The organism is Salinicola socius (assembly GCF_001937195.1).
Classification (GTDB): Bacteria; Pseudomonadota; Gammaproteobacteria; order Pseudomonadales; family Halomonadaceae; genus Salinicola; species Salinicola socius.
Window position 1 is genome coordinate 25,834 of record NZ_MSDO01000027.1, and the last position, 24,653, is coordinate 50,486.

Annotated in this window: 25 protein-coding genes, 4 tRNA genes and 1 rRNA gene; all 30 read right to left on the reverse strand. The window is 59.7% G+C overall.

All coding sequences use genetic code 11. From position 1 onward, the window contains the following. Positions 1 to 13: 13 nt before the first annotated feature. Positions 14 to 385: a 50S ribosomal protein L14 gene (gene rplN / locus BTW07_RS17075; RefSeq protein WP_075571386.1), complete on the reverse strand. Its 372-nt coding sequence runs from the start codon at positions 383 to 385 to the stop codon at positions 14 to 16. 54 nt (positions 386 to 439) lie between these two features. Then, positions 440 to 700, reverse strand: coding sequence for a 30S ribosomal protein S17 (gene rpsQ, locus BTW07_RS17080; protein ID WP_075571387.1), 261 nt, complete (start codon positions 698 to 700; stop codon positions 440 to 442). Continuing rightward, positions 700 to 894 carry a 50S ribosomal protein L29 gene (rpmC, locus tag BTW07_RS17085; RefSeq protein ID WP_075563678.1) on the reverse strand — a complete coding sequence of 65 codons (195 nt, stop codon included), beginning with the start codon at positions 892 to 894 and terminating at the stop codon, positions 700 to 702. Before rpmC ends, rpsQ begins: the two co-directional genes overlap by 1 nt. Next, complete coding sequence (gene rplP, locus BTW07_RS17090) at positions 894 to 1,307, reverse strand: 50S ribosomal protein L16 (RefSeq protein ID WP_071230712.1); 414 nt, start codon at positions 1,305 to 1,307, stop codon at positions 894 to 896. Before rplP ends, rpmC begins: the two co-directional genes overlap by 1 nt. A gap of 14 nt (positions 1,308 to 1,321) precedes the next feature. Further along, positions 1,322 to 2,023 carry a 30S ribosomal protein S3 gene (gene rpsC, locus BTW07_RS17095; RefSeq protein ID WP_075571388.1) on the reverse strand — a complete coding sequence of 234 codons (702 nt, stop codon included), beginning with the start codon at positions 2,021 to 2,023 and terminating at the stop codon, positions 1,322 to 1,324. 11 nt (positions 2,024 to 2,034) lie between these two features. Continuing rightward, positions 2,035 to 2,367, reverse strand: coding sequence for a 50S ribosomal protein L22 (rplV, locus tag BTW07_RS17100; protein WP_035470378.1), 333 nt, complete (start codon positions 2,365 to 2,367; stop codon positions 2,035 to 2,037). A gap of 17 nt (positions 2,368 to 2,384) precedes the next feature. Then, the gene (gene rpsS, locus BTW07_RS17105) at positions 2,385 to 2,660 is read right to left on the reverse strand and encodes a 30S ribosomal protein S19 (protein ID WP_075563680.1); all 276 of its coding nucleotides are present in this window, start codon (positions 2,658 to 2,660) and stop codon (positions 2,385 to 2,387) included. 22 nt (positions 2,661 to 2,682) lie between these two features. Continuing rightward, positions 2,683 to 3,510 carry a 50S ribosomal protein L2 gene (rplB, locus tag BTW07_RS17110; protein ID WP_075571389.1) on the reverse strand — a complete coding sequence of 276 codons (828 nt, stop codon included), beginning with the start codon at positions 3,508 to 3,510 and terminating at the stop codon, positions 2,683 to 2,685. Between the two features lie 16 nt (positions 3,511 to 3,526). After that, positions 3,527 to 3,823, reverse strand: a complete 297-nt coding sequence (gene rplW / locus BTW07_RS17115) for a 50S ribosomal protein L23 (RefSeq protein WP_075571390.1) — start codon at positions 3,821 to 3,823, stop codon at positions 3,527 to 3,529. Then, entirely contained in the window at positions 3,820 to 4,425 is a 606-nt protein-coding gene (gene rplD / locus BTW07_RS17120) for a 50S ribosomal protein L4 (RefSeq protein ID WP_075571391.1), read from the reverse strand. The genes rplW and rplD overlap by 4 nt, the downstream gene beginning before the upstream one ends. Before the next feature lie 14 nt (positions 4,426 to 4,439). After that, positions 4,440 to 5,078, reverse strand: coding sequence for a 50S ribosomal protein L3 (gene rplC / locus BTW07_RS17125; RefSeq protein ID WP_075571392.1), 639 nt, complete (start codon positions 5,076 to 5,078; stop codon positions 4,440 to 4,442). 138 nt (positions 5,079 to 5,216) lie between these two features. After that, positions 5,217 to 5,528 carry a 30S ribosomal protein S10 gene (gene rpsJ, locus BTW07_RS17130; RefSeq protein ID WP_035470365.1) on the reverse strand — a complete coding sequence of 104 codons (312 nt, stop codon included), beginning with the start codon at positions 5,526 to 5,528 and terminating at the stop codon, positions 5,217 to 5,219. 175 nt (positions 5,529 to 5,703) lie between these two features. Beyond that, entirely contained in the window at positions 5,704 to 6,897 is a 1,194-nt protein-coding gene (gene tuf / locus BTW07_RS17135; RefSeq protein WP_075571393.1) for an elongation factor Tu, read from the reverse strand. 29 nt (positions 6,898 to 6,926) lie between these two features. Beyond that, positions 6,927 to 9,047 carry an elongation factor G gene (gene fusA / locus BTW07_RS17140; RefSeq protein ID WP_075571394.1) on the reverse strand — a complete coding sequence of 707 codons (2,121 nt, stop codon included), beginning with the start codon at positions 9,045 to 9,047 and terminating at the stop codon, positions 6,927 to 6,929. Positions 9,048 to 9,065: 18 nt separating this feature from the next. Then, on the reverse strand, positions 9,066 to 9,536 hold the full coding sequence (gene rpsG / locus BTW07_RS17145; protein ID WP_075571395.1) for a 30S ribosomal protein S7: 471 nt from the start codon (positions 9,534 to 9,536) through the stop codon (positions 9,066 to 9,068). A 116-nt stretch (positions 9,537 to 9,652) separates the two neighbouring features. Continuing rightward, on the reverse strand, positions 9,653 to 10,027 hold the full coding sequence (gene rpsL / locus BTW07_RS17150) for a 30S ribosomal protein S12 (protein WP_075571396.1): 375 nt from the start codon (positions 10,025 to 10,027) through the stop codon (positions 9,653 to 9,655). Between the two features lie 171 nt (positions 10,028 to 10,198). Beyond that, positions 10,199 to 14,425 (reverse strand): DNA-directed RNA polymerase subunit beta', encoded by a 4,227-nt coding sequence (gene rpoC, locus BTW07_RS17155; RefSeq protein WP_075571397.1) that lies wholly within the window; start codon positions 14,423 to 14,425, stop codon positions 10,199 to 10,201. A 90-nt stretch (positions 14,426 to 14,515) separates the two neighbouring features. Continuing rightward, positions 14,516 to 18,592, reverse strand: a complete 4,077-nt coding sequence (rpoB, locus tag BTW07_RS17160; RefSeq protein WP_075571398.1) for a DNA-directed RNA polymerase subunit beta — start codon at positions 18,590 to 18,592, stop codon at positions 14,516 to 14,518. A 271-nt stretch (positions 18,593 to 18,863) separates the two neighbouring features. Beyond that, a complete protein-coding gene (gene rplL, locus BTW07_RS17165) occupies positions 18,864 to 19,235 on the reverse strand; it encodes a 50S ribosomal protein L7/L12 (RefSeq protein ID WP_075571399.1) in 372 nt (123 codons plus the stop codon). Between the two features lie 94 nt (positions 19,236 to 19,329). Next, the gene (rplJ, locus tag BTW07_RS17170) at positions 19,330 to 19,833 is read right to left on the reverse strand and encodes a 50S ribosomal protein L10 (RefSeq protein ID WP_075571400.1); all 504 of its coding nucleotides are present in this window, start codon (positions 19,831 to 19,833) and stop codon (positions 19,330 to 19,332) included. A 272-nt stretch (positions 19,834 to 20,105) separates the two neighbouring features. Beyond that, positions 20,106 to 20,798: a 50S ribosomal protein L1 gene (gene rplA, locus BTW07_RS17175; RefSeq protein ID WP_075571401.1), complete on the reverse strand. Its 693-nt coding sequence runs from the start codon at positions 20,796 to 20,798 to the stop codon at positions 20,106 to 20,108. 2 nt (positions 20,799 to 20,800) lie between these two features. Beyond that, positions 20,801 to 21,232 (reverse strand): 50S ribosomal protein L11, encoded by a 432-nt coding sequence (gene rplK, locus BTW07_RS17180; protein ID WP_075571402.1) that lies wholly within the window; start codon positions 21,230 to 21,232, stop codon positions 20,801 to 20,803. Positions 21,233 to 21,347: 115 nt separating this feature from the next. Then, positions 21,348 to 21,881 (reverse strand): transcription termination/antitermination protein NusG, encoded by a 534-nt coding sequence (nusG, locus tag BTW07_RS17185; protein ID WP_075571403.1) that lies wholly within the window; start codon positions 21,879 to 21,881, stop codon positions 21,348 to 21,350. Positions 21,882 to 21,889: 8 nt separating this feature from the next. Next, on the reverse strand, positions 21,890 to 22,258 hold the full coding sequence (gene secE / locus BTW07_RS17190; protein ID WP_075571404.1) for a preprotein translocase subunit SecE: 369 nt from the start codon (positions 22,256 to 22,258) through the stop codon (positions 21,890 to 21,892). Positions 22,259 to 22,329: 71 nt separating this feature from the next. Then, a tRNA-Trp gene (locus BTW07_RS17195) sits at positions 22,330 to 22,405 on the reverse strand. Between the two features lie 151 nt (positions 22,406 to 22,556). Next, positions 22,557 to 22,631: transfer RNA gene (locus BTW07_RS17200), tRNA-Thr, on the reverse strand. A 21-nt stretch (positions 22,632 to 22,652) separates the two neighbouring features. Further along, positions 22,653 to 22,726, reverse strand: a tRNA-Gly gene (locus BTW07_RS17205). 45 nt (positions 22,727 to 22,771) lie between these two features. Further along, positions 22,772 to 22,855: transfer RNA gene (locus BTW07_RS17210), tRNA-Tyr, on the reverse strand. A gap of 203 nt (positions 22,856 to 23,058) precedes the next feature. Next, a complete protein-coding gene (locus tag BTW07_RS17215; protein ID WP_075571405.1) occupies positions 23,059 to 24,036 on the reverse strand; it encodes a biotin--[acetyl-CoA-carboxylase] ligase in 978 nt (325 codons plus the stop codon). A 374-nt stretch (positions 24,037 to 24,410) separates the two neighbouring features. Continuing rightward, a 5S ribosomal RNA gene (gene rrf, locus BTW07_RS17225) occupies positions 24,411 to 24,525 on the reverse strand. Positions 24,526 to 24,653 lie beyond the last annotated feature (128 nt).

Genomic DNA, 24,653 nt, shown 5'->3' on the forward strand with positions numbered 1-24,653 from the left:
TCCGCCTCGCTCCTTACAGCACTTCGGGCGCCAAGGAAATGATCTTCATGAACTTCTCGTTACGCAGTTCACGAGTTACCGGTCCGAAGATACGGGTACCGATCGGCTGTTCGTTGGTGTTATTCAACAGAACCGCCGCATTTCCATCGAAGCGAATCAGCGAACCGTCGTTACGACGGACACCGCTACGCGTACGCACGACCACCGCCTTGAGGACCTGGCCTTTCTTGACCTTGCCCCGCGGGATGGCTTCTTTGACCGTCACTTTAATGATGTCGCCAACGCGAGCGTAACGGCGGTGTGAACCGCCCAGCACCTTGATGCACTGCACCCGGCGCGCGCCGCTGTTATCCGCGACATCCAGCATTGTCTGCGTCTGAATCATTGGTTTTCTCCAAACCTAATCTGACTGCACTGGTTCAGAAGGCGCCTGTCGGGCTCAGCCCTTGGCCTGCTCGACCACCTCGACCAACGTCCAGGCCTTCTTCTTGGACAGCGGACGGCATTCCTGAATGGAAACCAGATCGCCGGCCTTGGCCTGATTCGACTCGTCGTGGGCGTGCAGCTTGGTGGAGCGCTTCATGTACTTGCCGTAGATCGGATGACGCTCACGGCGCTCGATAAATACGACAATCGACTTTTCCATCTTGTCGCTCACCACCCTGCCGGTGAGCGTACGTGCTTTGCTTGCTTCAGCCATCATTGGTCACCTGACTTCTGGTTGAGCACAGTCTTGACGCGAGCGATGTCGCGACGAACCTGCTTCAGCAGATGCGTCTGGCTCAGCTGGCCGGTGGCCTTCTGCATGCGCAGGTTGAACTGCTCGCGGAGCAGTTCGAAAAGCTGCTCCTGCAGCGCATCGACTGACTTTTCACGCATTTCGTTGGCTTTCATCACATCACCGTCCGTTTCACAAAGGTGGTGGAGATGGGCATTTTCTGGGCCGCCAGGGAGAAGGCTTCACGCGCCAGCTCCTCGGAGACACCTTCGATCTCGTAAAGCACCCTGCCCGGCTGAATCTGGGCCACCCAGTACTCGACGGAACCTTTACCCTTACCCATACGAACCTCGAGAGGCTTGTTGGTAATCGGCTTGTCCGGGAATACGCGGATCCAGATCTTGCCACCACGCTTGACGTGACGGGTAATTGCACGACGACCCGCTTCGATCTGACGTGCAGTAATACGGCCGCGATCGGTAGCTTTGAGACCGAAGTCCCCGAAGCTCACCTTGCTGCCGCGATGCGCCAGGCCGCGGTTACGACCTTTCTGCACCTTGCGGAACTTTGTACGCTTGGGTTGCAACATCGATCAGTCTCCCCTTACCTGGAACCTTTCTTCTTCGGTGCGGGTGCCTGAGCCTGCTGCTTCTGCTTGGCACGCACCTCTTCGATGCCCCCGAGGATTTCGCCCTTGAAGACCCATACCTTGACGCCGATGACGCCGTAGGTGGTGTGGGCTTCATAAGTGGCGTAATCGATGTCGGCACGCAACGTATGAAGCGGCACGCGACCTTCGCGATACCATTCGGTACGTGCGATCTCGGCACCACCCAGACGACCGGAGAGCTGCACCTTGATGCCGCCGGCGCCCAGACGCATGGCGTTCTGGACGGCGCGCTTCATGGCACGACGGAACATCACCCGACGCTCCAGCTGACCGGCGATATTCTGCGCGACCAGGGCGGCATCCAGTTCCGGCTTGCGGACTTCTTCGATGTTGACGTGCACCGGCACACCCATCATGCGGGTGACGTCCTGGCGCAGGCGATCGACGTCCTCACCCTTCTTGCCGATCACGATGCCCGGACGGGCAGTGTGAATGGTAATACGGGCGTTGTTGGCCGGACGTTCGATGGTAATGCGGCTCACGGAAGCGTTTTTCAAACGCTGCTCCAGAAAGCTACGCACTTCCAGATCGCTGTTCAGCTTGTCGGCATAGGCTCCACGCTCGGCATACCAGACCGAGGTGTGATCCTTGACGATGCCCAATCGGATACCGATTGGATTGACTTTCTGACCCATCTGGTCGACTCCTACTTCTCGGCTACCTTGACGGTGATGTGGCAGGTGCGCTTCAGAATGCGATCCGCACGGCCTTTGGCGCGCGGTTGAATGCGCTTGAGCGTCATGCCCTCATCGACACAGATGGTCGAGACACGCAGCTCGTCGATGTCCATGCCGTTGTTTTCTTCCGCATTGGCGATCGCGGACTGCAGCACCTTCTTGACCAACTTGGCGGCCTTCTTCGGTGAGAAGGTCAGCACGTCGAGCGCTTCGGCGACCGGCTTACCGCGCACCTGGTCAGCCACCAAACGGGCCTTCTGGGCGGATAAGCTCGCGCCACGCAACTTAGCAGCGACTTCCATCTCTTATTCCTCTTGGCTTACCGTTTGGCTTTCTTGTCCGCTGCATGACCGCGATACGTGCGGGTGGCAGCGAACTCGCCCAACTTGTGGCCGACCATTTCCTCGGAGACATGCACCGGGACATGCTGGCGACCGTTATGTACCGCAATGGTGAGCCCGACCATATTCGGCAGGATCATCGAACGACGCGACCAGGTCTTGATCGGTTTGCGATCGTTCTTTTCCGTTGCGACGTCGACCTTCTTCAACAGATGAAGGTCGATAAAAGGACCTTTCTTCAGTGAACGTGGCACAGCCGTTACCTCTTAATGTCTGTTACTTGGACTTGCGGCGACGAACGATGAGCTTGTCGGTACGCTTGTTCTTGCGGGTCTTGTGGCCCTTGGTGGGAATCCCCCACGGGCTGACCGGGTGACGGCCGCCACTGGTACGGCCTTCACCGCCACCGTGCGGGTGATCCACCGGGTTCATTGCGACACCGCGAACAGTCGGGCGCACCCCTCTCCAACGTTTCGCACCGGCCTTGCCCAATTGACGCAGGCTGTGCTCAGAGTTACCGACTTCGCCCAATGTAGCGCGGCATTCGGACAGCACGCGACGCATCTCGCCGGAGCGCAGACGCAGCGTTGCATAGTTGCCTTCACGAGCCACCAGCTGAGCGCTGGCACCGGCACTACGCGCGATCTGCGCACCCTTGCCCGGCTTCAGTTCGATGCAGTGCACCGTGGAACCGACCGGGATGTTGCGCAGCGGCAGCGCGTTGCCACGCTTGATGGCGGCGTTGACACCGGACTCCACCACGTCGCCGACCTTGACGGCCTTGGGCGCGATGATGTAACGACGCTCGCCGTCCATGTACTTCAGCAGCGCAATGTTGGCGCTACGGTTCGGATCGTATTCGATGCGCTCGACGGTGGCCTTGATGCCATCCTTGATGCGCTTGAAATCGATCAAACGATAATGCTGACGATGGCCACCACCGATATGACGCGTGGTGATACGGCCATTGTTGTTACGCCCACCCGACTTGGACTGCTTCTCGACAAGCGCGCCGTAAGCGCGGCCCTTGAAGAGCTCGTCGTTGACCACTTTGACGACGTGACGACGACCGGCGGACGTGGGTTTTGTCTTGACTACTGCCATGATCCGTACTCCTGCCTTACTCGGCGCCAGAGAAGTCTTCGAGCGTCTCGCCCGCAGCCAGGGTCACATACGCCTTGCGGTAACCCTTGCGCAGACCAGTACCGAAGCGAGTGCGTTTGACCTTACCCTTGACATTGAGCACCTGAACGCCGGCAACTTTCTTGCCAAACAGCGCCTCGACGGCTTTCTTGATCTCGGGCTTGGTCGCATCCTGGGCCACCTTGAACACGTACTGATTGTTCTCAGCGGCGTGAGCGGCCTTCTCGGTCATGTGAGGTCCGAGCAGAACCTTATATACGCGTTCCTGGTTCATCCCAGCTTCTCCTCGAATTTACGCAGAGCGGAGACGGTCATCAGCACCTTGTCCAAGGCAATCAGACTGACCGGATCGGCGGCCGCAGCATCAACGACGTGAACGTTGGGAATGTTGCGTGCTGCCAGATAGAGCTTCTCGTCGATCTCTTCCGTGACGATCAGCACTTTCTCGAGCTCCAGCTCCTTCAGCTTGCCGACCAGCTGCTTGGTCTTGGAGGTCTCGACGACGAACTCCTCGACCAGCACCAGGCGCTCCTGGCGAACCAGCTCGGACAGGATGGAACGCATGGCCGCACGGTACATCTTGCGGTTGACCTTCTGCGTGTAGTCCTGCGGACGAGCGGCGAACGTCACGCCACCACTACGCCACAGCGGCGAGCGGATGGTGCCGGCACGCGCACGACCGGTACCCTTCTGGCGCCACGGCTTCTTGCCACCGCCACGTACGTCGGAGCGGTTCTTCTGAGCGCGGGTACCCTGGCGGCCTGCCGCCAGATAGGCGGTAACCACCTGGTGCACCAGCGCTTCGTTGAAGTCTTTGCCGAAAGTCTCTTCGGAGACTTCGACGGTGCCTGCAGCACCTACGAGATTCAGATTCATCGGTCTCAGTCCCCTCAGCGAGCTTTCACGGCACTGCGCACAACGACATTGCTGCCGGGTGCACCGGGCACGGCGCCCTTGATCAACAGCAGATTGCGCTCGGTATCGATACGCACCACTTCCAGGGTCTGGACGGTGACGCGCTCGTTACCCATCTGACCGGCCATTTTCTTGCCTTTGAAAACGCGACCTGGAGTCTGGCACTGGCCAATGGAGCCTGGCGCACGGTGAGAAAGCGAGTTGCCGTGGGTATTGTCCTGGGTACGGAAATTCCAGCGCTTAACAGCGCCCTGGAAGCCTTTACCTTTGGAGGTACCGGTCACATCAACTTTCTGACCAGCTTCAAAGAGGGATACGGTGAAGGAACCGCCAACTTCCGGAGTCTCATCGTCTTCTGCCAGACGGAACTCCATCAGGGAACGGCCTGCCTCGACACCCGCCTTGGCGTATTGACCAGCAATCGCCTTGGAGAGGTGCTTGGCTTTGCGGGAGCCAGTTGTCACCTGGACCGCTCGGTAGCCGTCGGACTCTAGAGTCTTGACGCCAGCGATGCGGTTGGGCTCAACCTCAATAACGGTTACGGGCACGGATGCGCCATCTTCGGTGAAGACACGGGTCATGCCCGCCTTCTTACCGACTAAACCGATCGTCATGTTCAGTCTCCTTTAGTGTACGGGGCTGTCACCCGCTATGGCTGCCCTTTCCAGAGCATTCCACTAGCACATTGTGTGGCGTCTCACGACGCGGCGGATACCGTTGAACTCGGCGCCCGCTAGTGTCTAGTGTTAGTTTCAGTCGAGTTTGATCTGCACGTCTACGCCAGCGGCCAGATCGAGTTTCATCAGCGCGTCGACGGTCTTTTCCGTCGGCTCGACGATGTCGAGAACGCGCTTGTGCGTGCGAATCTCATACTGATCACGCGCGTCCTTGTTGACGTGCGGAGAGATCAGGATGGTGTAACGCTCGCGATTGGTCGGCAGCGGAATCGGACCACGCACCTGCGCGCCAGTGCGCTTGGCAGTATCCACGATTTCCTGGGCCGACTGATCGATCAGCCGATGGTCGAACGCTTTCAGCCGAATGCGAATCTTCTGGTTCTGCATTTACCTTATGCTCCACTGGATGCTGACGGCGCGAGCCGTCGACCCACGCGTTCAAAGGACGCGCATTATAGGAGAGCCCCGATCGAGAGTCAAACACACTCTCCATCAAGGGCTGTCGAATCCATACAGAAAAAGGGGCGCGTGAGCGCCCCTTCTTTAGCAAGCATCGAAAAGATTATTCGATGATCTTGGCAACGACACCGGCACCAACGGTACGACCACCTTCGCGGATCGCGAAGCGCAGGCCGTCTTCCATGGCGATCGGCGCGATCAGCGTCACGATCATCTGGACATTGTCGCCCGGCATGACCATCTCGACGCCTTCCGGCAGTTCACAAGTACCGGTAACGTCGGTGGTACGGAAGTAGAACTGCGGACGATAGCCCTTGAAGAACGGCGTATGACGACCACCTTCTTCCTTGGACAGAACGTAGACTTCGGCTTCGAACTTGGTGTGCGGCTTGATGGTGCCCGGCTTGGCCAGAACCTGACCACGCTCGACGTCATCACGCTTGGTACCACGCAGCAGCGCGCCCACGTTCTCGCCAGCACGACCTTCGTCGAGCAGCTTACGGAACATCTCGACGCCAGTGACGATCGTCTTGGTGGTGTCGTGAATACCGACGATTTCGACTTCGTCGCCAGTCTTGACGATGCCACGCTCGACACGACCCGTTACCACGGTACCGCGACCCGAGATGGAGAACACGTCTTCGATCGGCATCAGGAACGGCTGATCGATAGCGCGCTCCGGCTCCGGAATGTACTCGTCCAGAGACTTGATCAGGTTGGCAACGGCGGTAGTACCCATGCCGTTGTCATCCTTGCCTTCCAGCGCCATCAGCGCGGAGCCGATGATGATCGGGGTGTCGTCGCCCGGGAAGTCGTACTCGCTCAGGAGTTCGCGGACTTCCATCTCGACCAGCTCGAGCAGCTCTTCGTCATCGACCATGTCAGCCTTGTTCAGGAACACGACGATGTACGGAACGCCGACCTGACGAGACAGCAGGATGTGCTCGCGCGTCTGCGGCATCGGGCCGTCAGCGGCGGAACAGACCAGGATAGCGCCGTCCATCTGGGCAGCACCGGTGATCATGTTCTTGACGTAGTCAGCGTGACCCGGGCAGTCGACGTGCGCGTAATGGCGAACTTCGGACTGGTACTCGACGTGAGCGGTCGCGATGGTGATACCGCGCTCGCGCTCTTCCGGAGCGTTGTCGATCGTGTCGAACTGACGCCATTCGCCACCGAAGACTTCGGCGGAAACACGAGTCAGCGCTGCCGTCAGGGTCGTTTTACCGTGGTCGACGTGACCGATGGTGCCGACGTTGACGTGCGGTTTGGAGCGTTCAAATTTTGCCTTAGCCACTGCTATAACCTCTTTACGTTAGCTAACGGTTAACCGTTCTGATTGATGACGGCATCAACGACGCTGGATGGTGCCTCTTCGTAATCCGCAAACTCCATGGTGTAGCTTGCGCGTCCCTGGGTCTGAGAACGCAGATCGGTTGCATAACCGAACATCTCAGCCAACGGAACCGTGGCGCGGATGATCTTGCCAGAAGTGGAGTCATCCATGCCCTGCACAAGGCCACGACGGCGGTTGAGATCGCCCATGACATCGCCCATGAAATCCTCGGGAGTCACGACTTCGACCTTCATCACCGGCTCGAGCAACACGGCCTTGGCCTTACGAGCACCTTCTTTGATCGCCATGGAAGAGGCGACCTTGAACGCAGTCTCGTTGGAGTCCACGTCGTGGTAGGAACCGTCGAACAGCGTGACCTTGACGTCGATCATCGGGTAACCCGCGATAACGCCGTTCTTGAGCTGCTCGTAAGCCCCTTTTTCGACGGCCGGCACGTACTCTTTCGGCACGGCGCCACCGACGATCTCGGACGCGAACTTGAAGGTCATCTCCTCGTCCTCGCCCTTGTCTTCGGCCGTCAGCGGTTCAATGCGCAACCAGACGTGACCGTACTGACCGCGACCACCTGACTGGCGGACGAACTTGCCTTCCTGCTCGACCTTGCTGCGGATGGTCTCGCGGTAGGCAACCTGCGGCTTGCCGATGTTGGCCTCGACCTTGAACTCGCGACGCATGCGGTCGACCAGGATATCGAGGTGCAACTCGCCCATGCCCGAGATGATGGTCTGACCGGTCTCTTCGTCGGTCTGGACACGGAAAGACGGATCTTCCTGCGCCAGCTTGCCGAGCGCGACACCCATCTTTTCCTGATCGGGCTTGGACTTAGGCTCGACGGCGACGGAAATGACCGGCTCCGGAAACTCCATGCGCTCGAGCACGATCTTGTCGTTCAGATCGCACAGCGTGTCACCCGTCGTGACGTCCTTCAGGCCGATGCACGCCGCGATATCGCCAGCGTAAACTTCCTTGATCTCTTCACGCGAGTTGGCGTGCATCTGAACGATACGACCGACACGCTCTTTCTTCGACTTCACGGAGTTGAAGATGCTGTCACCGGATTTCAGAACGCCGGAGTAGACGCGCATGAAGGTCAGCGTACCGACGAACGGGTCGGTCGCGATCTTGAACGCCAGTGCCGAGAACGGCGCACTGTCGTCGGCTTCACGCGTCGCAACGGTACCGTCCTTGTCATCCAGCTCACCTTCGATCGCCTTGACCTCGGTGGGCGACGGCAGGTACTCGATGACGCAGTCCAGAACGGCCTGTACGCCCTTGTTCTTGAACGCCGAACCACAGGTCACGAGAACGATCTCGTTGGCCAGTGTACGGGCACGCAGGCCAGCCTTGATTTCCGCTTCGGAGAGCTCGACCCCTTCGAGGTACTTGTCCATCAGCTCTTCGTTGGCTTCGGCCGCAGCTTCGACCATCTGCTCGCGATACTTTTCAGCGGTTTCCTGCAGGTCGGCCGGGATATCAGCCAACTCGTAGTTCATGCCGAAGTTCTCTTCGTCCCAGACGATCGCCTTCATCTGAATCAGGTCGATGACGCCCTTGAACTCGTCTTCCGCGCCCCAGTTGATCTGGATCGGAACGACGTTGGCGCCCAGGCGATCCTTGAGCTGATCGATCACCATGAAGAAGTCGGCGCCGGCACGGTCCATCTTGTTGACGAACACCATGCGCGGAACTTCGTACTTGTTGGCCTGACGCCAGACGGTCTCTGTCTGCGGCTGCACGCCGGAAGAGCCGCACAGCACGACGACCGCACCATCCAGAACACGCAGAGAACGCTCGACTTCGATGGTGAAGTCGACGTGTCCCGGGGTATCGATGATGTTGATACGGTGCTCGTCGAACTGCTTGTTCATGCCCTGCCAGAAGCAGGTAGTCGCAGCGGAGGTGATCGTGATGCCACGCTCCTGCTCCTGCTCCATCCAGTCCATGACGGCAGCGCCTTCATGAACCTCGCCCACCTTGTGGGACAGACCGGTATAGAACAGGACACGCTCGGTAGTGGTCGTCTTACCAGCGTCGACGTGGGCAACGATACCGATATTGCGATAACGCTTGAGTGGTGTCTTTCGTGCCACGATGGAAGTCCCCGTTGATTAGAAGCGGTAGTGAGAGAAGGCCTTGTTGGCATCTGCCATGCGGTGCACGTCTTCACGCTTCTTCACAGCAGCACCCTTGCCTTCGGCGGCATCCAGCATCTCGCCAGCAAGACGTTGCACCATGGTCTTCTCGCCACGGCCGCGCGCGGCGTCGACCAGCCAGCGCATGGCCAACGCCTGACGGCGTGACGGGCGAACCTCGACCGGAACCTGGTACGTCGCACCACCGACACGGCGCGACTTGACCTCGACCATCGGTTGAATGGCTTCCAGCGACTTGTCGAAGATGTCCAGCGGCGCTTCGTTACTGCGCTCGGCAACCCTGTCCAACGCGCCGTAAACGATGCGCTCGGCTATGGACTTCTTGCCGCTGACCATCAGATGGTTCATGAACTTGGCCAGGCGCTCGCTTCCGAATTTGGGATCGGGAAGGATCTCGCGCTTAGCGGCGACTCTTCTTCTTGGCATGATAAGCCCTCTAGTTAAGGGTCGTTCAGGTAAACCCGGCACCACTTGTCGCTAGCGAGCGAGAAGGGCCGACCTTACTCTTATCTGACCGATAATGAATATGGAAAGCGCCCGGATCAGGACTTGGGACGCTTGGTGCCGTACTTGGAACGGCCTTGACGACGATTCTGGACACCGGAGGTGTCAAGGGCGCCACGAACGGTGTGATAACGTACACCCGGCAAATCCTTGACGCGGCCGCCACGAATCAGGACCACGGAGTGCTCCTGCAGGTTGTGGCCTTCACCGCCGATGTAAGAACTGACTTCAAAACCGTTGGTCAGACGCACACGACACACCTTACGCAGCGCCGAGTTCGGCTTCTTGGGCGTAGTGGTGTAGACGCGGGTACAGACCCCACGGCGTTGTGGGCAGGCCTGCAGCGCCGGCACGTCGCTAGTCTCGACGGGGCGCTTGCGCGGCTTGCGCACGAGCTGGTTAATCGTTGCCATAGTCTTTAGCTGACTCCATTGGGTTGCCTTGCCTCATGCCGGGAACGATGTGCACGGACCGGTACATCGATCGGTTGCACCTCCCCTACATAAAGGCTGCGCATTCTAATCAGTTGTCATGAGACCCGTCAAGGCCACCCACCCCGAGAGGCAGGTGGCCGGGATCACGACTTACAGATCGTCGTCATCGGCGTCGAGCGCGGTGAGCTGGGCGCCCAGCTCCTGCTCGACATCGAATGCCGACGGCTGCAGCGTGCGCTCGGACTCTTCGCGCTTGCGACGCCGCTCGTCGTGATGGGCAAGGCCGGTACCGGCCGGGATCAGACGCCCCACCACCACGTTTTCCTTCAGACCGCGCAGATAGTCACGCTTGCCGGTCACCGCAGCTTCGGTCAGTACGCGCGTCGTCTCCTGGAACGATGCCGCGGAGATGAACGACTCGGTCGCCAACGATGCCTTGGTGATACCCAGCAGCAGACGCTCGTACTTGGCCGGGAATTTCTCTTCCTGCTCGAGACGGGCATTTTCCTCGAGCACTCGAACCAGTTCGACCTGATCGCCCGGAATGAACGTCGAATCGCCGGAATCGGTGATCTCGACCTTGCGCAGCATCTGACGCACGATGACTTCGATGTGCTTGTCGTTGATGCTGACGCCCTGCAGACGATAGACGTCCTGGATCTCGACGGTGATGTACTTGGCCAGTTCCGCCACACCCAGCAAGCGCAGGATATCGTGCGGGTTGCTCGGACCGTCGGAGATGACCTCGCCCTTCTCGACCGTTTCGCCTTCGAACACCCCGATCTGGCGCCATTTCGGGATCAGCATTTCCAACGGATCGCCTTCTTCCGGCGTGATCGTCAGACGACGCTTGCCCTTGGTCTCCTTGCCGAAGCTGATCGTACCGCTGATCTCGGCGAGGATGGACGGCTCTTTCGGCTTGCGCGCTTCGAACAGATCGGCAACGCGCGGCAGACCACCGGTAATGTCCTTGTTGCCGGACGCTTCCAGCGGAATACGGGCGATGACTTCACCGACACCGATCTCGGTACCGTTCTCCGCTGCCACGATGGCACGACCCGGCATCAGGTACTGAACCGGCGTGTTGGAGCCCGGCAGCGTCACGTGCTGACCGTCTTCGCCCACCAGCATGATCATCGGTCGCTTGTCGCGACCAGAGGCCGGACGCGCCGCCGACTCGATCACCTCGATGTTCGACAGACCGGTCATCTCGTCGACGGTGCGCGTCATGGTCAGACCTTCGGTCATGTCCGTGAACTGCGCCTTGCCCTGAACTTCGGCGACGACCGGGTGGGTGTGCGGATCCCACTTCGCCACCACCTGACCGCCTTCGACGTGATCGCCGTCCTTGACAGACAGCTCGGCACCATAGGGCAGCTTGTAGTACTCGCGCTCGCAGCCATGGTCGTCGGCGACGGCCAGGGCGCTCGAGCGAGACACCACGATCAGCTTGCCATCGGCGCGCTCGACCGACTTGATGTTGTGCAGTCGAACACTACCACCGTGCTTGACCTGGACGCTGTCGACGGCAGACGCACGCGATGCCGCGCCACCGATGTGGAACGTACGCATGGTCAGCTGGGTACCCGGCTCACCGATGGACTGGGCGGCGATGACGCCGACCGCTTCACCGATGTTGGCCTGGTGCCCGCGGGCCAGATCGCGACCGTAGCAGGAGGCGCAGACGCCATGAGCCGTTTCGCAACTGATCGGGCTACGCATGACGATCTCGTCGACACCCATGGTGTCGAGTTCCTCGCACCAGGCTTCGTCGAGCAGCGTGCCGCGAGGAATCAGGACATCCTCGGTCTGCGGATCGATGACGTCCTGTGCCACGACGCGGCCCAGCACGCGCTGCGCCAGTGACACGATGACATCGCCGCCTTCGATCACCGGATGCAGGGTCAGACCGCGATCGGTGCCGCAATCCTCTTCGGTGATGACCAGATCCTGCGCCACGTCGACCAGCCGGCGTGTCAGGTAACCGGAGTTGGCAGTATTGAGTGCCGTATCCGCCAGACCCTTACGCGCCCCGTGTGTGGAGATGAAGTACTGGAGTACGTTCAGACCTTCACGGAAGTTGGCGGTGATCGGCGTCTCGATGATCGAGCCATCCGGCTTGGCCATCAGGCCACGCATGCCGGCCAGCTGACGAATCTGGGCCGCACTACCACGGGCGCCGGAATCCGCCATGATGAAGACGCTGTTGAACGAGTCCTGCTCGACTTCGTTGCCATCGCGATCGACCACGGTCTCTTTCGAGATCCCGGCCATCATCGCCTTGGCGACCTTGTCGTTCGCCTTGGACCAGATATCGATGACCTTGTTGTACTTCTCGCCCGCGGTCACCAGACCGGAGGAGAACTGGTCCTCGATCTCCTTGACCTCGTCCTCGGCCGCATCGACGATCTCGGCCTTGGCGTCAGGGATGACGAAGTCGTTGACGCCAATGGAGGCGCCTGACCACGTCGCCAGACGGAAGCCGGTGTACATCAGCTGGTCGGCGAAGATCACCGCGTCCTTGAGACCGGTACGACGATAGACCTCGTTGATCAGCCCGGAGATCGCCTTTTTCTTCATCGGACGATCGACGAGCTCGAAGGGCATGCCCTTCGGCAGAATGCGAAACAGCAGCGCACGACCGACCGTGGTTTCCTTGATCGAGGTCGTCTCGGTCAGTTCGGTCACCTCGCCGTCCTTCTCGTCGGACAGCCACTCGGTCAGGCGCACCTTGACCCGGGCATGCAGCGCCACGTTATGGGTCGCGAATGCGCGGTCCAGCTCGTTGAGGTTGGCGAAGGCCTTGCCTTCACCCTTGGCGTTGATGCGCTCGCGGGTCATGTAATAGAGACCCAGCACGACGTCCTGGGACGGCACGATGATCGGCTCGCCGTTGGCCGGCGACAGCACGTTGTTGGTCGACATCATCAGCGCACGCGCTTCGAGCTGGGATTCCAGCGTCAGCGGTACGTGAACGGCCATCTGGTCACCGTCGAAGTCGGCGTTGTAGGCCGCACAGACCAACGGATGCAGCTGAATCGCCTTGCCTTCGATCAGCAGCGGCTCGAACGCCTGAATACCCAGGCGGTGCAGCGTCGGCGCGCGGTTGAGCAGGACCGGATGCTCGCGGATGACATCGGCGAGGATATCCCACACTTCCGGCAGTTCCCGCTCGACCATCTTCTTGGCGGCCTTGATCGTGGACGCCTGACCGCTGCCCTGCAGCTTGGAGTAGATGAACGGCTTGAACAGCTCGAGTGCCATCTTCTTGGGCAGACCGCACTGATGCAGACGCAGGGTCGGACCGACGGTGATGACCGAACGACCGGAGTAGTCGACACGCTTGCCCAGCAGGTTCTGACGGAAACGCCCCTGCTTGCCCTTGATCATGTCGGCCAGCGACTTCAGCGGACGCTTGTTGGAACCGGTGATGGCGCGACCGCGACGACCGTTGTCGAGCAGCGCATCGACCGACTCCTGCAGCATGCGCTTCTCGTTGCGCACGATGATGTCCGGCGCATTGAGGTCGAGCAGGCGCTTGAGACGGTTGTTGCGGTTGATCACGCGACGGTACAGATCGTTGAGATCCGAGGTCGCGAAACGGCCACCGTCCAGCGGCACCAGCGGGCGCAGATCCGGTGGCAGCACCGGCAGCACTTCCATGACCATCCACGCCGGCGCATTGCCGGACTTGTAGAAGGCCTCCAGCAGCTTGAGGCGCTTGGAGAGCTTCTTGATCTTGGTCTCGGAGTTGGTCTGCGGAATCTCTTCACGCAGCCGATCGATCTCTTCTTCCAGATCGATGTCCTTGAGCAACGCCTGCACGGCTTCGGCGCCCATGCGCGCGTCGAAGTCGTCGCCGAACTCTTCCAGCGCCTCGAAGTACTGCTCGTCATTGAGCAGCTGGCCACGCTCGAGGGTGGTCATGCCCGGATCGATCACCACGAACGATTCGAAATAGAGCACGCGCTCGATATCACGCAGGGTCATGTCCAGGAACATGCCGATGCGTGACGGCAGCGACTTCAAAAACCAGATGTGCGCGACCGGCGAGGCCAGTTCGATGTGGCCCATGCGCTCACGGCGAACCGCCGCCTTGGTCACTTCGACGCCACACTTCTCGCAGATGATGCCGCGATGTTTCATGCGCTTGTACTTGCCGCACAAGCACTCGTAATCCTTGACCGGCCCGAAGATCTTGGCGCAGAAAAGTCCGTCACGTTCAGGTTTGAACGTACGGTAGTTGATGGTCTCGGGCTTCTTGACTTCGCCGTATGACCAGGAGCGAATCATTTCCGGCGAGGCGAGCGTGATCTTGATCGCCTCGAACTCGTCAGATTGCGCCTGTGACTTGAGGACTTTCACCAAATCTTTCATGGGATCGCTCCGTTGCGGAGTTGTCATGAGCGGGGCCGCGAATCACTCGCTCGCCCCGCAAACCGTCGCTATCGATCGACTGTGCCGGTCTTAGCTTTCCAATTCGATGTCGATACCCAGCGAGCGGATCTCCTTCACCAGCACATTGAAGGATTCCGGCATACCGGCCTGCATGGTGTGGTCGCCGTCCACGATGCTCTTGTACATCTTGGTACGACCTTCGACGTCATCCGACTTAACGGTGAGCATCTCCTGCAGGGTGTAGGCGGCGCCGTACGCCTCGAGTGCCCACACTTCCATCTCACCGAAGCGCTGTCCGCCGAACTGCGCCTTACCACCCAGCGGCTGCTGCGTGACGAGCGAGTAAGAGCCGGTGGAACGCGCGTGCATCTTGTCGTCGACCAAGTGGTTGAGCTTGAGCATGTACATGTAGCCCACGGTCACCGGACGATCGAACGATTCACCGGTACGCCCGTCGTAGAGCGTCATCTGGCCGGAATCCGGCAGATCGGCGAGCCGCAGCAGATGCTTGATCTCGTGCTCCTTGGCGCCGTCGAACAGCGGCGTCGCGATGGGTACACCGCCGCGCAGGTTCTTGGCCAGCGTGATGATCTCGTCATCGGTCAGCGAGTCGATGTCTTCCTGACGCGTTTCCTCGGTGTTGTAGACCTGCTTGAGGAAACCGCGAATCTCGCCGACCTGCTGTTCGCGCGCATCACGCAGCATCCGATCGATCTTGACGCCGAGACCGTGGGCCGCCATGCCCAGGTGGGTCTCGAGGATCTGACCGACGTTCATGCGCGACGGCACGCCCAGCGGGTTGAGCACCACGTCGACCGGCTGACCGTTGTCGTCGAACGGCATGTCCTCGATCGGCATGATCGCGGAAATGACACCCTTGTTACCGTGGCGACCGGCCATCTTGTCACCCGGCTGGATGCGACGCTTGACCGCCAGGTAGACCTTGACGATCTTGAGCACGCCCGGGGCCAGATCGTCACCCTGAGTGAGCTTGCGTTTCTTGTCTTCGAAACGCTCGTCCATCTCCTTGCGACGATTTTCCAGCTGCTCGTCGGCCTGAGCCAGCAGCTCGTTGACGGCCTCGTCCTGCATGCGCAGCTTGAACCACTGCTGGCGCGGCAGCTCGTCGAGGTAGTCCTCGCTCAGCACGTCGCCTTTCTTCAGCTTCGGACCGCCGTGAACCGCCTGACCATCCAGCGTGCGCTTGAGGCGCTCGAACGTGGCTTCCTCGGCGATACGGTAAGTTTCCTGGAGGTCGCGGCGCACTTCGTCGAGCTGCTGCTGCTCGATGGACAGTGCACGCGAATCCTTCTCCACGCCGTCGCGAGTGAACACCTGAACGTCGATGATGGTACCGCGGATGCCGGTCGGCGCCCGTAGCGAGGTGTCCTTAACGTCGGACGCCTTCTCACCGAAGATCGCACGCAGGAGTTTCTCTTCCGGTGTCAGCTGGGTTTCGCCCTTCGGCGTCACCTTGCCGACCAGGATATCGCCCGCGCCCACTTCGGCACCGATGTAGACGACGCCCGCCTCGTCCAGCTTGCCCAGTGCCGACTCGCCCACGTTGGGGATGTCGGAGGTGATCTCCTCCGCGCCCAGCTTGGTGTCACGAGAGACACAGGTCAGTTCCTGGATGTGGATCGTGGTGAATCGGTCATCCTCGACCACACGCTCGGAGACGAGGATGGAGTCCTCGAAGTTGTAGCCATTCCACGGCATGAACGCGAGGCGCATGTTCTGACCCAGCGCCAGGTCACCCATGTCGACGGACGGACCGTCGGCGAGGATATCGCCACGTGCCACCTTGTCGCCCGGGCGCACGATGGGGCGCTGGTTCTGGCAGGTGTTCTGGTTCGAACGCACGTACTTGGTCAGATTGTAGATATCGACGCCAGCTTCACCGCCGATGATCTCGTCCTCATCGATACGCACGACGATACGCTTGGCATCGACGGAGTCGATCACGCCACCCCGACGAGCCACGGCGCAGACGCCGGAGTCACGGGCGACGAAACGCTCCATGCCGGTACCCACGAGTGGCTTGTCGGCACGCAGGGTCGGCACCGCCTGACGCTGCATGTTCGACCCCATCAGGGCGCGGTTGGCGTCATCGTGCTCGAGGAACGGGATCAACGCGGCAGCCACGGAAACGACCTGACGCGGCGACACGTCCATCAGCGTGACCTTGTCCGGCGCCATGAAGGTGGTTTCACCCTTGTGGCGAACCTGGACCAGGTCGTCGATCAGCTTGTTGCTCTCGTCGACCGTTGCCGAAGCCTGGGCGATGATGAAGTCGCCTTCCTCGATCGCCGACAGGTGCACGATCTCGTCGGTCAGCTGGCGATCCACGACCTTGCGGTACGGCGTCTCGAGGAAGCCGTAGCTGTTGGTCTTGGAGTAGGTCGCCAGCGAGTTGATCAGACCGATGTTCGGGCCTTCCGGCGTTTCGATCGGGCACAACCGGCCATAGTGCGTGGCGTGAACGTCGCGCACCTCGAAGCCGGCACGCTCACGGGTCAGACCGCCCGGCCCAAGCGCGGAGACGCGACGCTTGTGCGTCACTTCCGACAGCGGGTTGTTCTGGTCCATGAACTGGGACAGCTGCGAGGAGCCGAAGAACTCCTTGACCGCGGCCGCTACCGGCTTGGCATTGATCAGATCCTGCGGCATCAGGCCTTCGCTCTCCGCCATGGAGAGACGTTCCTTGACCGCACGCTCGACGCGCACCAGGCCGACGCGGAACTGATTTTCCGCCATCTCGCCGACGCAGCGGATGCGGCGGTTGCCCAGGTGGTCGATATCGTCGACTTCACCGAAACCGTTACGGATATTGATCAGCTCTTTCAGGACATCGAGGATGTCCTGATTGTCGAGCACACCGGAACCGGTATCGCCTTCACGACGCAGACGGCGATTGAACTTCATCCGGCCAACGCCTGACAGGTCGTAGCGATCTTCGGAGAAGAACAGGTTGTGGAACAGTGTCTCGGCCGCTTCCTTGGTCGGCGGCTCGCCGGGACGCATCATGCGATAGATCTCGACCAGCGCTTCCAGTCCAGAGCGTGTCGAATCAACCTTCAGCGTATCGGAGATGAACGAACCGGCGTCGAGATCGTTGGTGTAGAGCGTTTCCAGCTTGGTGACACCGCCCTGCCCCAGCTTCTCCAGCAGATCCGGCGTCAGCTCGCTGTTGCACTCGCAGATCAGCTCGCCCGTATTGGCATCGATCTGATCCTTGGCCAGCGTCTTGCCGAACAGGTAATCCATCGGCACCTTTAGCCGCTCGAGTCCGGCACTTTCCAGCTGACGGATGTGCTTCTGGGTAATTCGACGGCCTTCTTCGACGATGACGTTGCCGTCGTTGTCCTTGATGTCGAAGGTCGCGGTTTCACCACGCAACCGCGACGGCACCAGCTCGACGAAGATGCCTTCGCTTTCGATATGGAACGTGCTGGTATCGAAGAAGGTATCGAGAATCTCTTCGGCATTCATGCCCAGCGCGCGCATCAGGACGGTCGCCGGCAGCTTGCGGCGACGGTCGATACGCACGAAGACGTTGTCTTTCGGGTCGAACTCGAAATCCAGCCAGGAGCCGCGGTAAGGAATGATACGCGCGGAATAGAGCAGCTTCCCGGAGGAGTGGCTCTTGCCCTTGTCATGATCGAAGAACACGCCCGGCGAGCGGTGGAGCTGAGACACGATGACACGCTCGGTACCATTGACGACGAAGGTACCGTTCTCGGTCATCAGGGGGATTTCCCCCATGTAGACTTCTTGCTCCTTGATGTCCTTGATAGCCTTGTTCGACGACTCTTTGTCGTAGATGATCAGGCGTACCTTGACGCGCAGCGGTGCAGAGTAGGTCACGCCACGGAGCTGACACTCCTTGACGTCGAAAGCCGGCGTGCCAAAGCGGTAACTGACATACTCGAGCGCCGCATTACCCGAGAAGCTCTCGATCGGAAATACGGACTTGAAAGCCGCATGGAGACCGGTCTCGAGACGCTCTTCCGGCGCCCGGTCCTGCTGGAGAAAGTCGTAGTAGGAATCAAGCTGGATGGCCAGCAGGTAGGGCACATCCATTACTTGAGGCAGTTTGCCGAAATCCTTGCGGATGCGTTTTTTCTCAGTGTATGAGTAAGCCATCTGTATTCCCCAGCTTGTTCACCATGGGTGACCGGTGCGTGGTCGGCGCTCCCCTAACGCGGGCTACCCCCGTTAGGCGCTGACGGCAAGCCTCCCGAAAGAGGGAGCTCGCCGTCGGAATTTGTCTAGTGGCAACAATCCTGAACCCGGGAGGTCGACCCCGAGTCAGGCGTACTAACGCCAGGCTAGCAAAAACAGAAAAAGGCCGGCAGCGGGTAGGCCCGCCACCAGCCGTGGCGCTTACGCAGCGCGTGAAGCCGTGAGCACAGAGTTACTTGAGCTCCACAGAAGCGCCAGCTTCTTCCAGCTTCTTCTTGGCTTCTTCGGCATCGTCCTTGGACAGACCTTCCTTGATAGTCGCCGGAGCGCCGTCAACGGCACCTTTGGCTTCTTTCAGGCCCAGACCGGTGATCTCACGGACGACCTTGATGACGTTGACTTTCTTGTCACCGGCAGCGGTCAGAACCACGGAGAATTCAGTCTGTTCTTCAGCAGCAGCTTCACCGCCGCCACCAGGACCGGCAACGACAGCAGCCGCCGCAGAAACGCCGAACTTTTCTTCCATTGCAGAAACCAGTTCCGCAACTTCCATCACGGACATTTCGGCAACGGCGTTGATGATATCTTCTTGAGAAAGTGCCATTTTCAGATTCCTAAACTTTGCGGAGCCCCGACCGGAATCGGCCAAGTGCTCGTTGATTCAAACGTCGACTCAGTCTGCGAAAGCAGGCCACCTATCAGGCAGCTTCGTCCTGCTTTTGATCGCGAACTGCTGCAAGAGTACGAACCAGCTTGCCGGCAGAAGCTTCCTTCATGACGGACATCAGCTTGGCGATCGCTTCATCGTAAGTCGGCAGGGTTGCCAGACGGTCGATATCAGCAGCCGGGATCATCTCCCCTTCGTAAGCCAGCGCCTTGACTTCGAATTCCTTCTGCGTTTTGCCGAACTCCTTGAACAGCCGCGCGGCAGCGCCGGGGTGCTCGTAGGAGAAGGCCAACAGCGTCGGGCCTGCGAAAGTCTCGTTCAGGCACTCCCATGAAGTCCCTGACAGCGCTCGGCGTGCCAGCGTGTTGCGAACAACACGAATCTGGACGCCATTCTCGCGTGCCTGTTTGCGCAGATCGGTCATTGCGCTAACGGTCACACCACGAGAATCGGCAACTACGACGGAAAGAGCGTCCTTAGCGGCTTCACTGACCTCGGCAACAATCGCTTTTTTGCCTTCGAGTGCTAGTGGCACAGTGGTTACTCCTTCGTGCCGGGGCGACGACGTCGCGACCCGGTGATTACCATCTCTTCCACCCAACTGCGGTGAAAGTCTTGGATGATGGCTGCACACCTGAACCGGCGAGCAACACCATCTGCGCAGGCCCCTTTACAGAGCATTAAGTCGACGGCTTGCGTCGACACCTGCGGTCTTTGACGGTGCCCCGCCCCAAGCTGTCGAGACAGACTGCAGGACTGTCGAAACAGTGCACGGGGACCGCAAAGTTATTGCCTGGTTACCGCCAATCAAGCGTAAGCGCTATGGTCGACGGTCAGACCCGGGCCCATGGTACTGGACAGGGTCAACTTCTTGAGATAGATGCCTTTGGACGTGCTCGGCTTGAGACGCTTGAGGTCGTTGACCAGCGCTTCAAGGTTGCCACGCAGCGCTTCGGCCGGAAAATCCACCTTGCCGATAGAGGCATGGATGATGCCGTTCTTGTCGGTACGGAAGCGAACCTGACCCGCCTTGGCGTTCTTGACCGCGGTCGCCACGTCCGGCGTCACGGTACCGACCTTCGGGTTCGGCATCAGGCCGCGCGGACCCAGGATCTGACCGAGCTGGCCGACCACACGCATGGCGTCCGGTGCAGCAACGACAACGTCGAAATTCATGTTGCCTTTCTTGACGTCATCGGCCAGATCTTCCATGCCAACGATGTCGGCACCGGCTTCCTTGGCGGCGTCAGCAGCAGCACCCTGGGCGAACACGGCGACGCGGACGTCACGACCCGTACCGTTCGGCAGCACGGTAGCACCGCGCACGACCTGGTCGGATTTACGCGGATCGACACCCAAGTTGATAGAGACTTCGAGAGCCTCCTTGAACTTGACGGTGGACACCTCGGAAAGCAGCGCGACGGCTTCTTCCAGCGTGTAGACCTTGCCCGGCTCGACTTTCTCGCGAATCATCTGAGCGCGTTTCGTCAGTTTTGCCATGATCAGAGGCCCTCCACGTTGAGGCCCATGCTGCGAGCACTGCCAGCAATGGTACGAACGGCGGCGTCAAGACTGGCAGCCGTCAGATCGGGCTCCTTGGTCTTGGCGATCTCTTCGAGCTGCTCGCGAGTCACGGTGCCAACCTTGGTCTTGTTCGGCACGCCGGAACCGGATTTGATACCGGCAGCCTTCTTCAGCAGCACCGCCGCCGGCGGCGTCTTGGTGACGAAGGTGAAGCTGCGGTCGCTGTAGACGGTGATCACGACCGGCGTCGGCAGACCCGGCTCGATTTCCTGAGTCGCCGCGTTGAACGACTTGCAGAACTCCATGATGTTGACGCCGTGCTGACCCAGCGCAGGGCCCACGGGCGGACTCGGATTGGCCTTACCGGCTGCCACTTGCAGCTTGATGTAGGCCTGGACTTTCTTAGCCATTTTCAACTCCAGTCGGGTACGGACGCCTTGCGGCTCCCCTGTTCAGCCGGCATTCGACCGGCAACGATAACGCAGCACCCGGAGGCACTGCGGTGAATTCCTGCTTTTACGCCGATCAGTCCTTGACCACCTGGATAAACTCCAGTTCGACCGGCGTCGAGCGTCCGAAGATCAGCACGCTGACCTGAAGACGGCTCTTTTCATAATTGACCTCTTCCACGACGCCATTGAAGTCGGCGAAGGGGCCGTCGACGACACGCACGGTCTCGCCTGGCTCGAAGAGTGTCTTGGGACGAGGCTTGTCGGTACCGTCCTGAACACGACGCAGAATCGCATCTGCTTCTTTCTGGGTGATCGCAGCGGGCTTCTCCGGCGTACCGCCGATGAACCCCATGACACGCGGCGTTTCATTGACCATGTGCCAGGTCTGTTCGTTCATTTCCATCTCGACCAGCACATAGCCGGGATAGAACTTGCGCTCGCTCTTGCGGCGCTTGCCGTCACGCATCTCGACGACTTCCTCGGTCGGCACCAGAATGTCACCGAACTGATCCTCGACACCGTAAAGCTTGACCCGCTCGATCAACGAACGCATCACCTGCTTCTCAAAACCGGAATAAGCGTGAACGACGTACCAACGCTTGGACATGAAAACTCCTAGCCAATGATTCCGGACATCGCCCAACCGAGGACGGTATCGATAAGCCACAGCAACAGACCCACAACCAGAACGGCCGCCAGCACGATCAGCGTCGTCTGGATAGTCTCTTGTCGAGTCGGCCAGACGACACGCTGAATCTCGCGCTTGGAACCGCGCGCAAGCTCCATCAGTGCCTGCCCTTTCGTAGTGGTCAACGCGATCGCTGCAGCAATGCCGCAAATGACAACGACGCCCAGCACGCGATACAGCAACGCTTGATCCGCAAACCAGGCATTGCCGCCAACCGCGACTGCCAGCAGCAACACCACGACGATCCATTTAGGGGTGTCGTAGCGTGGCTCCTGCACCTCGGCGTTGTGCTTCATGAAAACTCCTCAACTCAAGGCGCGATAACCGAACAAGACAAGATATCAAGACAAGCCAGTCTGGGGAAGACTGGCAGGCCAGGAGGGAATCGAACCCCCAACCTGCGGTTTTGGAGACCGCTGCTCTGCCAATTGAGCTACTGGCCTGCAACTACACATCCGAGAATCACCCGGAAATTAGGAGGGCGCTATGATAGCGAAGAAGTGCCGGACAATGCAATCCCGCCACAACATTTTCTTTTGCCATCAAAAAAGCGAGCCAAAGCTCGCCTTCACGCATCAAACCGAAGATCGATAATGGAGCTCATGGACGGAATTGAACCGTCGACCTCACCCTTACCAAGGGTGTGCTCTACCCCTGAGCTACATGAGCCTGAATCATCATCAACACAGTTGGAGCGGGTAGTGGGAATCGAACCCACACCATCAGCTTGGAAGGCTGAGGTTCTACCATTGAACTATACCCGCCTACCCGCTCTGACTCCGGCTTGCCGAGACAGACCGGTGAAACTGTGGTGGAGAGGGAAGGATTCGAACCTTCGAAGCTTTCGCGGCAGATTTACAGTCTGCTCCCTTTGGCCACTCGGGAACCTCTCCATACCGGCGGCAGATTTTACACTGCCTTGCATCGATGTCAAGCATCTGTTTTTGCTGCAATAACAGAACTGCCGATCGATGGCCTTGCGCTCAAAGCGGGGCGCATTGTGTCAAAGCAAAACACCGAATGCAAGCTCGAAGTCGCTCTTTTCGACCGTCTCATCCGCTGCGAACGGACGATCCAAGGGGGCAGCCTGGATTCGTCAATCCGGACGGATGCTGATCTCTCCGCCGGTCAGGGTACGCTTGCCGCCATTCGTCATCACGATGAGATTGCCATTCCCATCTACCTCGCCGGCCACGGCCGCATAGGAAGCGTTACCCTGGTGGACGCGAATGGTGCTACCGGCATAAGCATGGCGACGATTCCATTCAGCCTGCCAGGCACCGAAACCGTGTTGCTCGAACCGAGGCAGCATCGTCAGCAGAGATTCGATCAGGGAGGCAGCCACATGGTTGCGAGACGGCGCCTCTATCACGTCTGCCAGGGCGCCTACAGGCTGCCCTGCAGCCTCTCTGACCGCGTCGCTCAGAGAGATGTTGACCCCGATACCGATGACCACCTCGCAAGGCCCTTCAACATCGCCGGTTACCTCGAGCAGGATGCCGGCGAGCTTGCGCCATTCGCCATCGATGGCAACCAGAACGTCATTGGGCCATTTCAATGCGACTTCGCCGCCTGCGGCTTCGATGACTTCGGCCAGCACCACCCCGACGGCCAGGCTGAGACCTTCCAGCGCTGCGACCCCGGCGTCGAACCGCCACCCCATGGAGAGAATCAGGCTCCCTCCCCAATGGGTATTCCATGCCTTGCCTCGTCGACCTCGTCCCGCCGTCTGGCTTTCCGCCAGACAGACTTCTCCGTGGCCAGCGCCATGACGGAAGCGTTCACGCAGGAAGGTATTGGTGGAGTCGAGCACGTCTTCGACAAAAAGCCGCTTGAGATGCCGGCGCGGTTCGGCAGATAGCTGCGATACGATGCTGGCGCCATCCAGAGACTCCAGAGAGTTGACCAGACGGTATCCGCGCCCTTTGACCGCCTCCAGCGGCAGGTCCATCGCCTCGAGCTTCTTGAGCTGCTTCCAGACCGCCGTTCTCGATACACCGAGGCGCTCGCCTAGCTGCTGGCCCGAGTGATAACGACCATCGCCGAGAAGGCGAATGAGATCACCGATACTCATAGAAATACGCCTGACGACAAAAGCCGACAGTCTAGCGAAATTACCCGCTTACCGGTAACTCGGCGGGGGGGCCACTCGAGGTTCTGAGCATGAGGTTCTGGACATAAAGCTCCAGGCAAAAGGCCCCGGACCGGGAAGGCTTAACCCAAATGCCGGGCATAAAAAACCCCAGCCTGTTGGCCGGGGTGTCGGATGAGTGCCTGACGATGACTGCGTTGGTTTTCTGTCGCACCATAAAAATACCCCAGCTTCTTTCGAAGCTGGGGTACGGTATAGGTGCCTGACGATGACCAGGGCGGCTCTCCGCTACTCTCCATGGGGAGACCCCTAAAAACAAAGCCCCGACCAAATGGCCGGGGCTTCGTTAAATAAGTGCCTGACGATGACCTACTCTCACATGGGGAGACCCCACACTACCATCGGCGCTAAGCGGTTTCACTACTGAGTTCGGCATGGATCAGGTGGTTCCCGCTCGCTATGGTCGTCAGGCAAAACTGACGCAGAAATAATGAGCCTTCACTGCCTACCCGGCCCTCATTCCCACTGATTCGGATCATGCTGCTGAGCGACGTCTCTTGGCTGCCCGCTCTTGAGGGCAGCGCGTATCCGGCAATGTC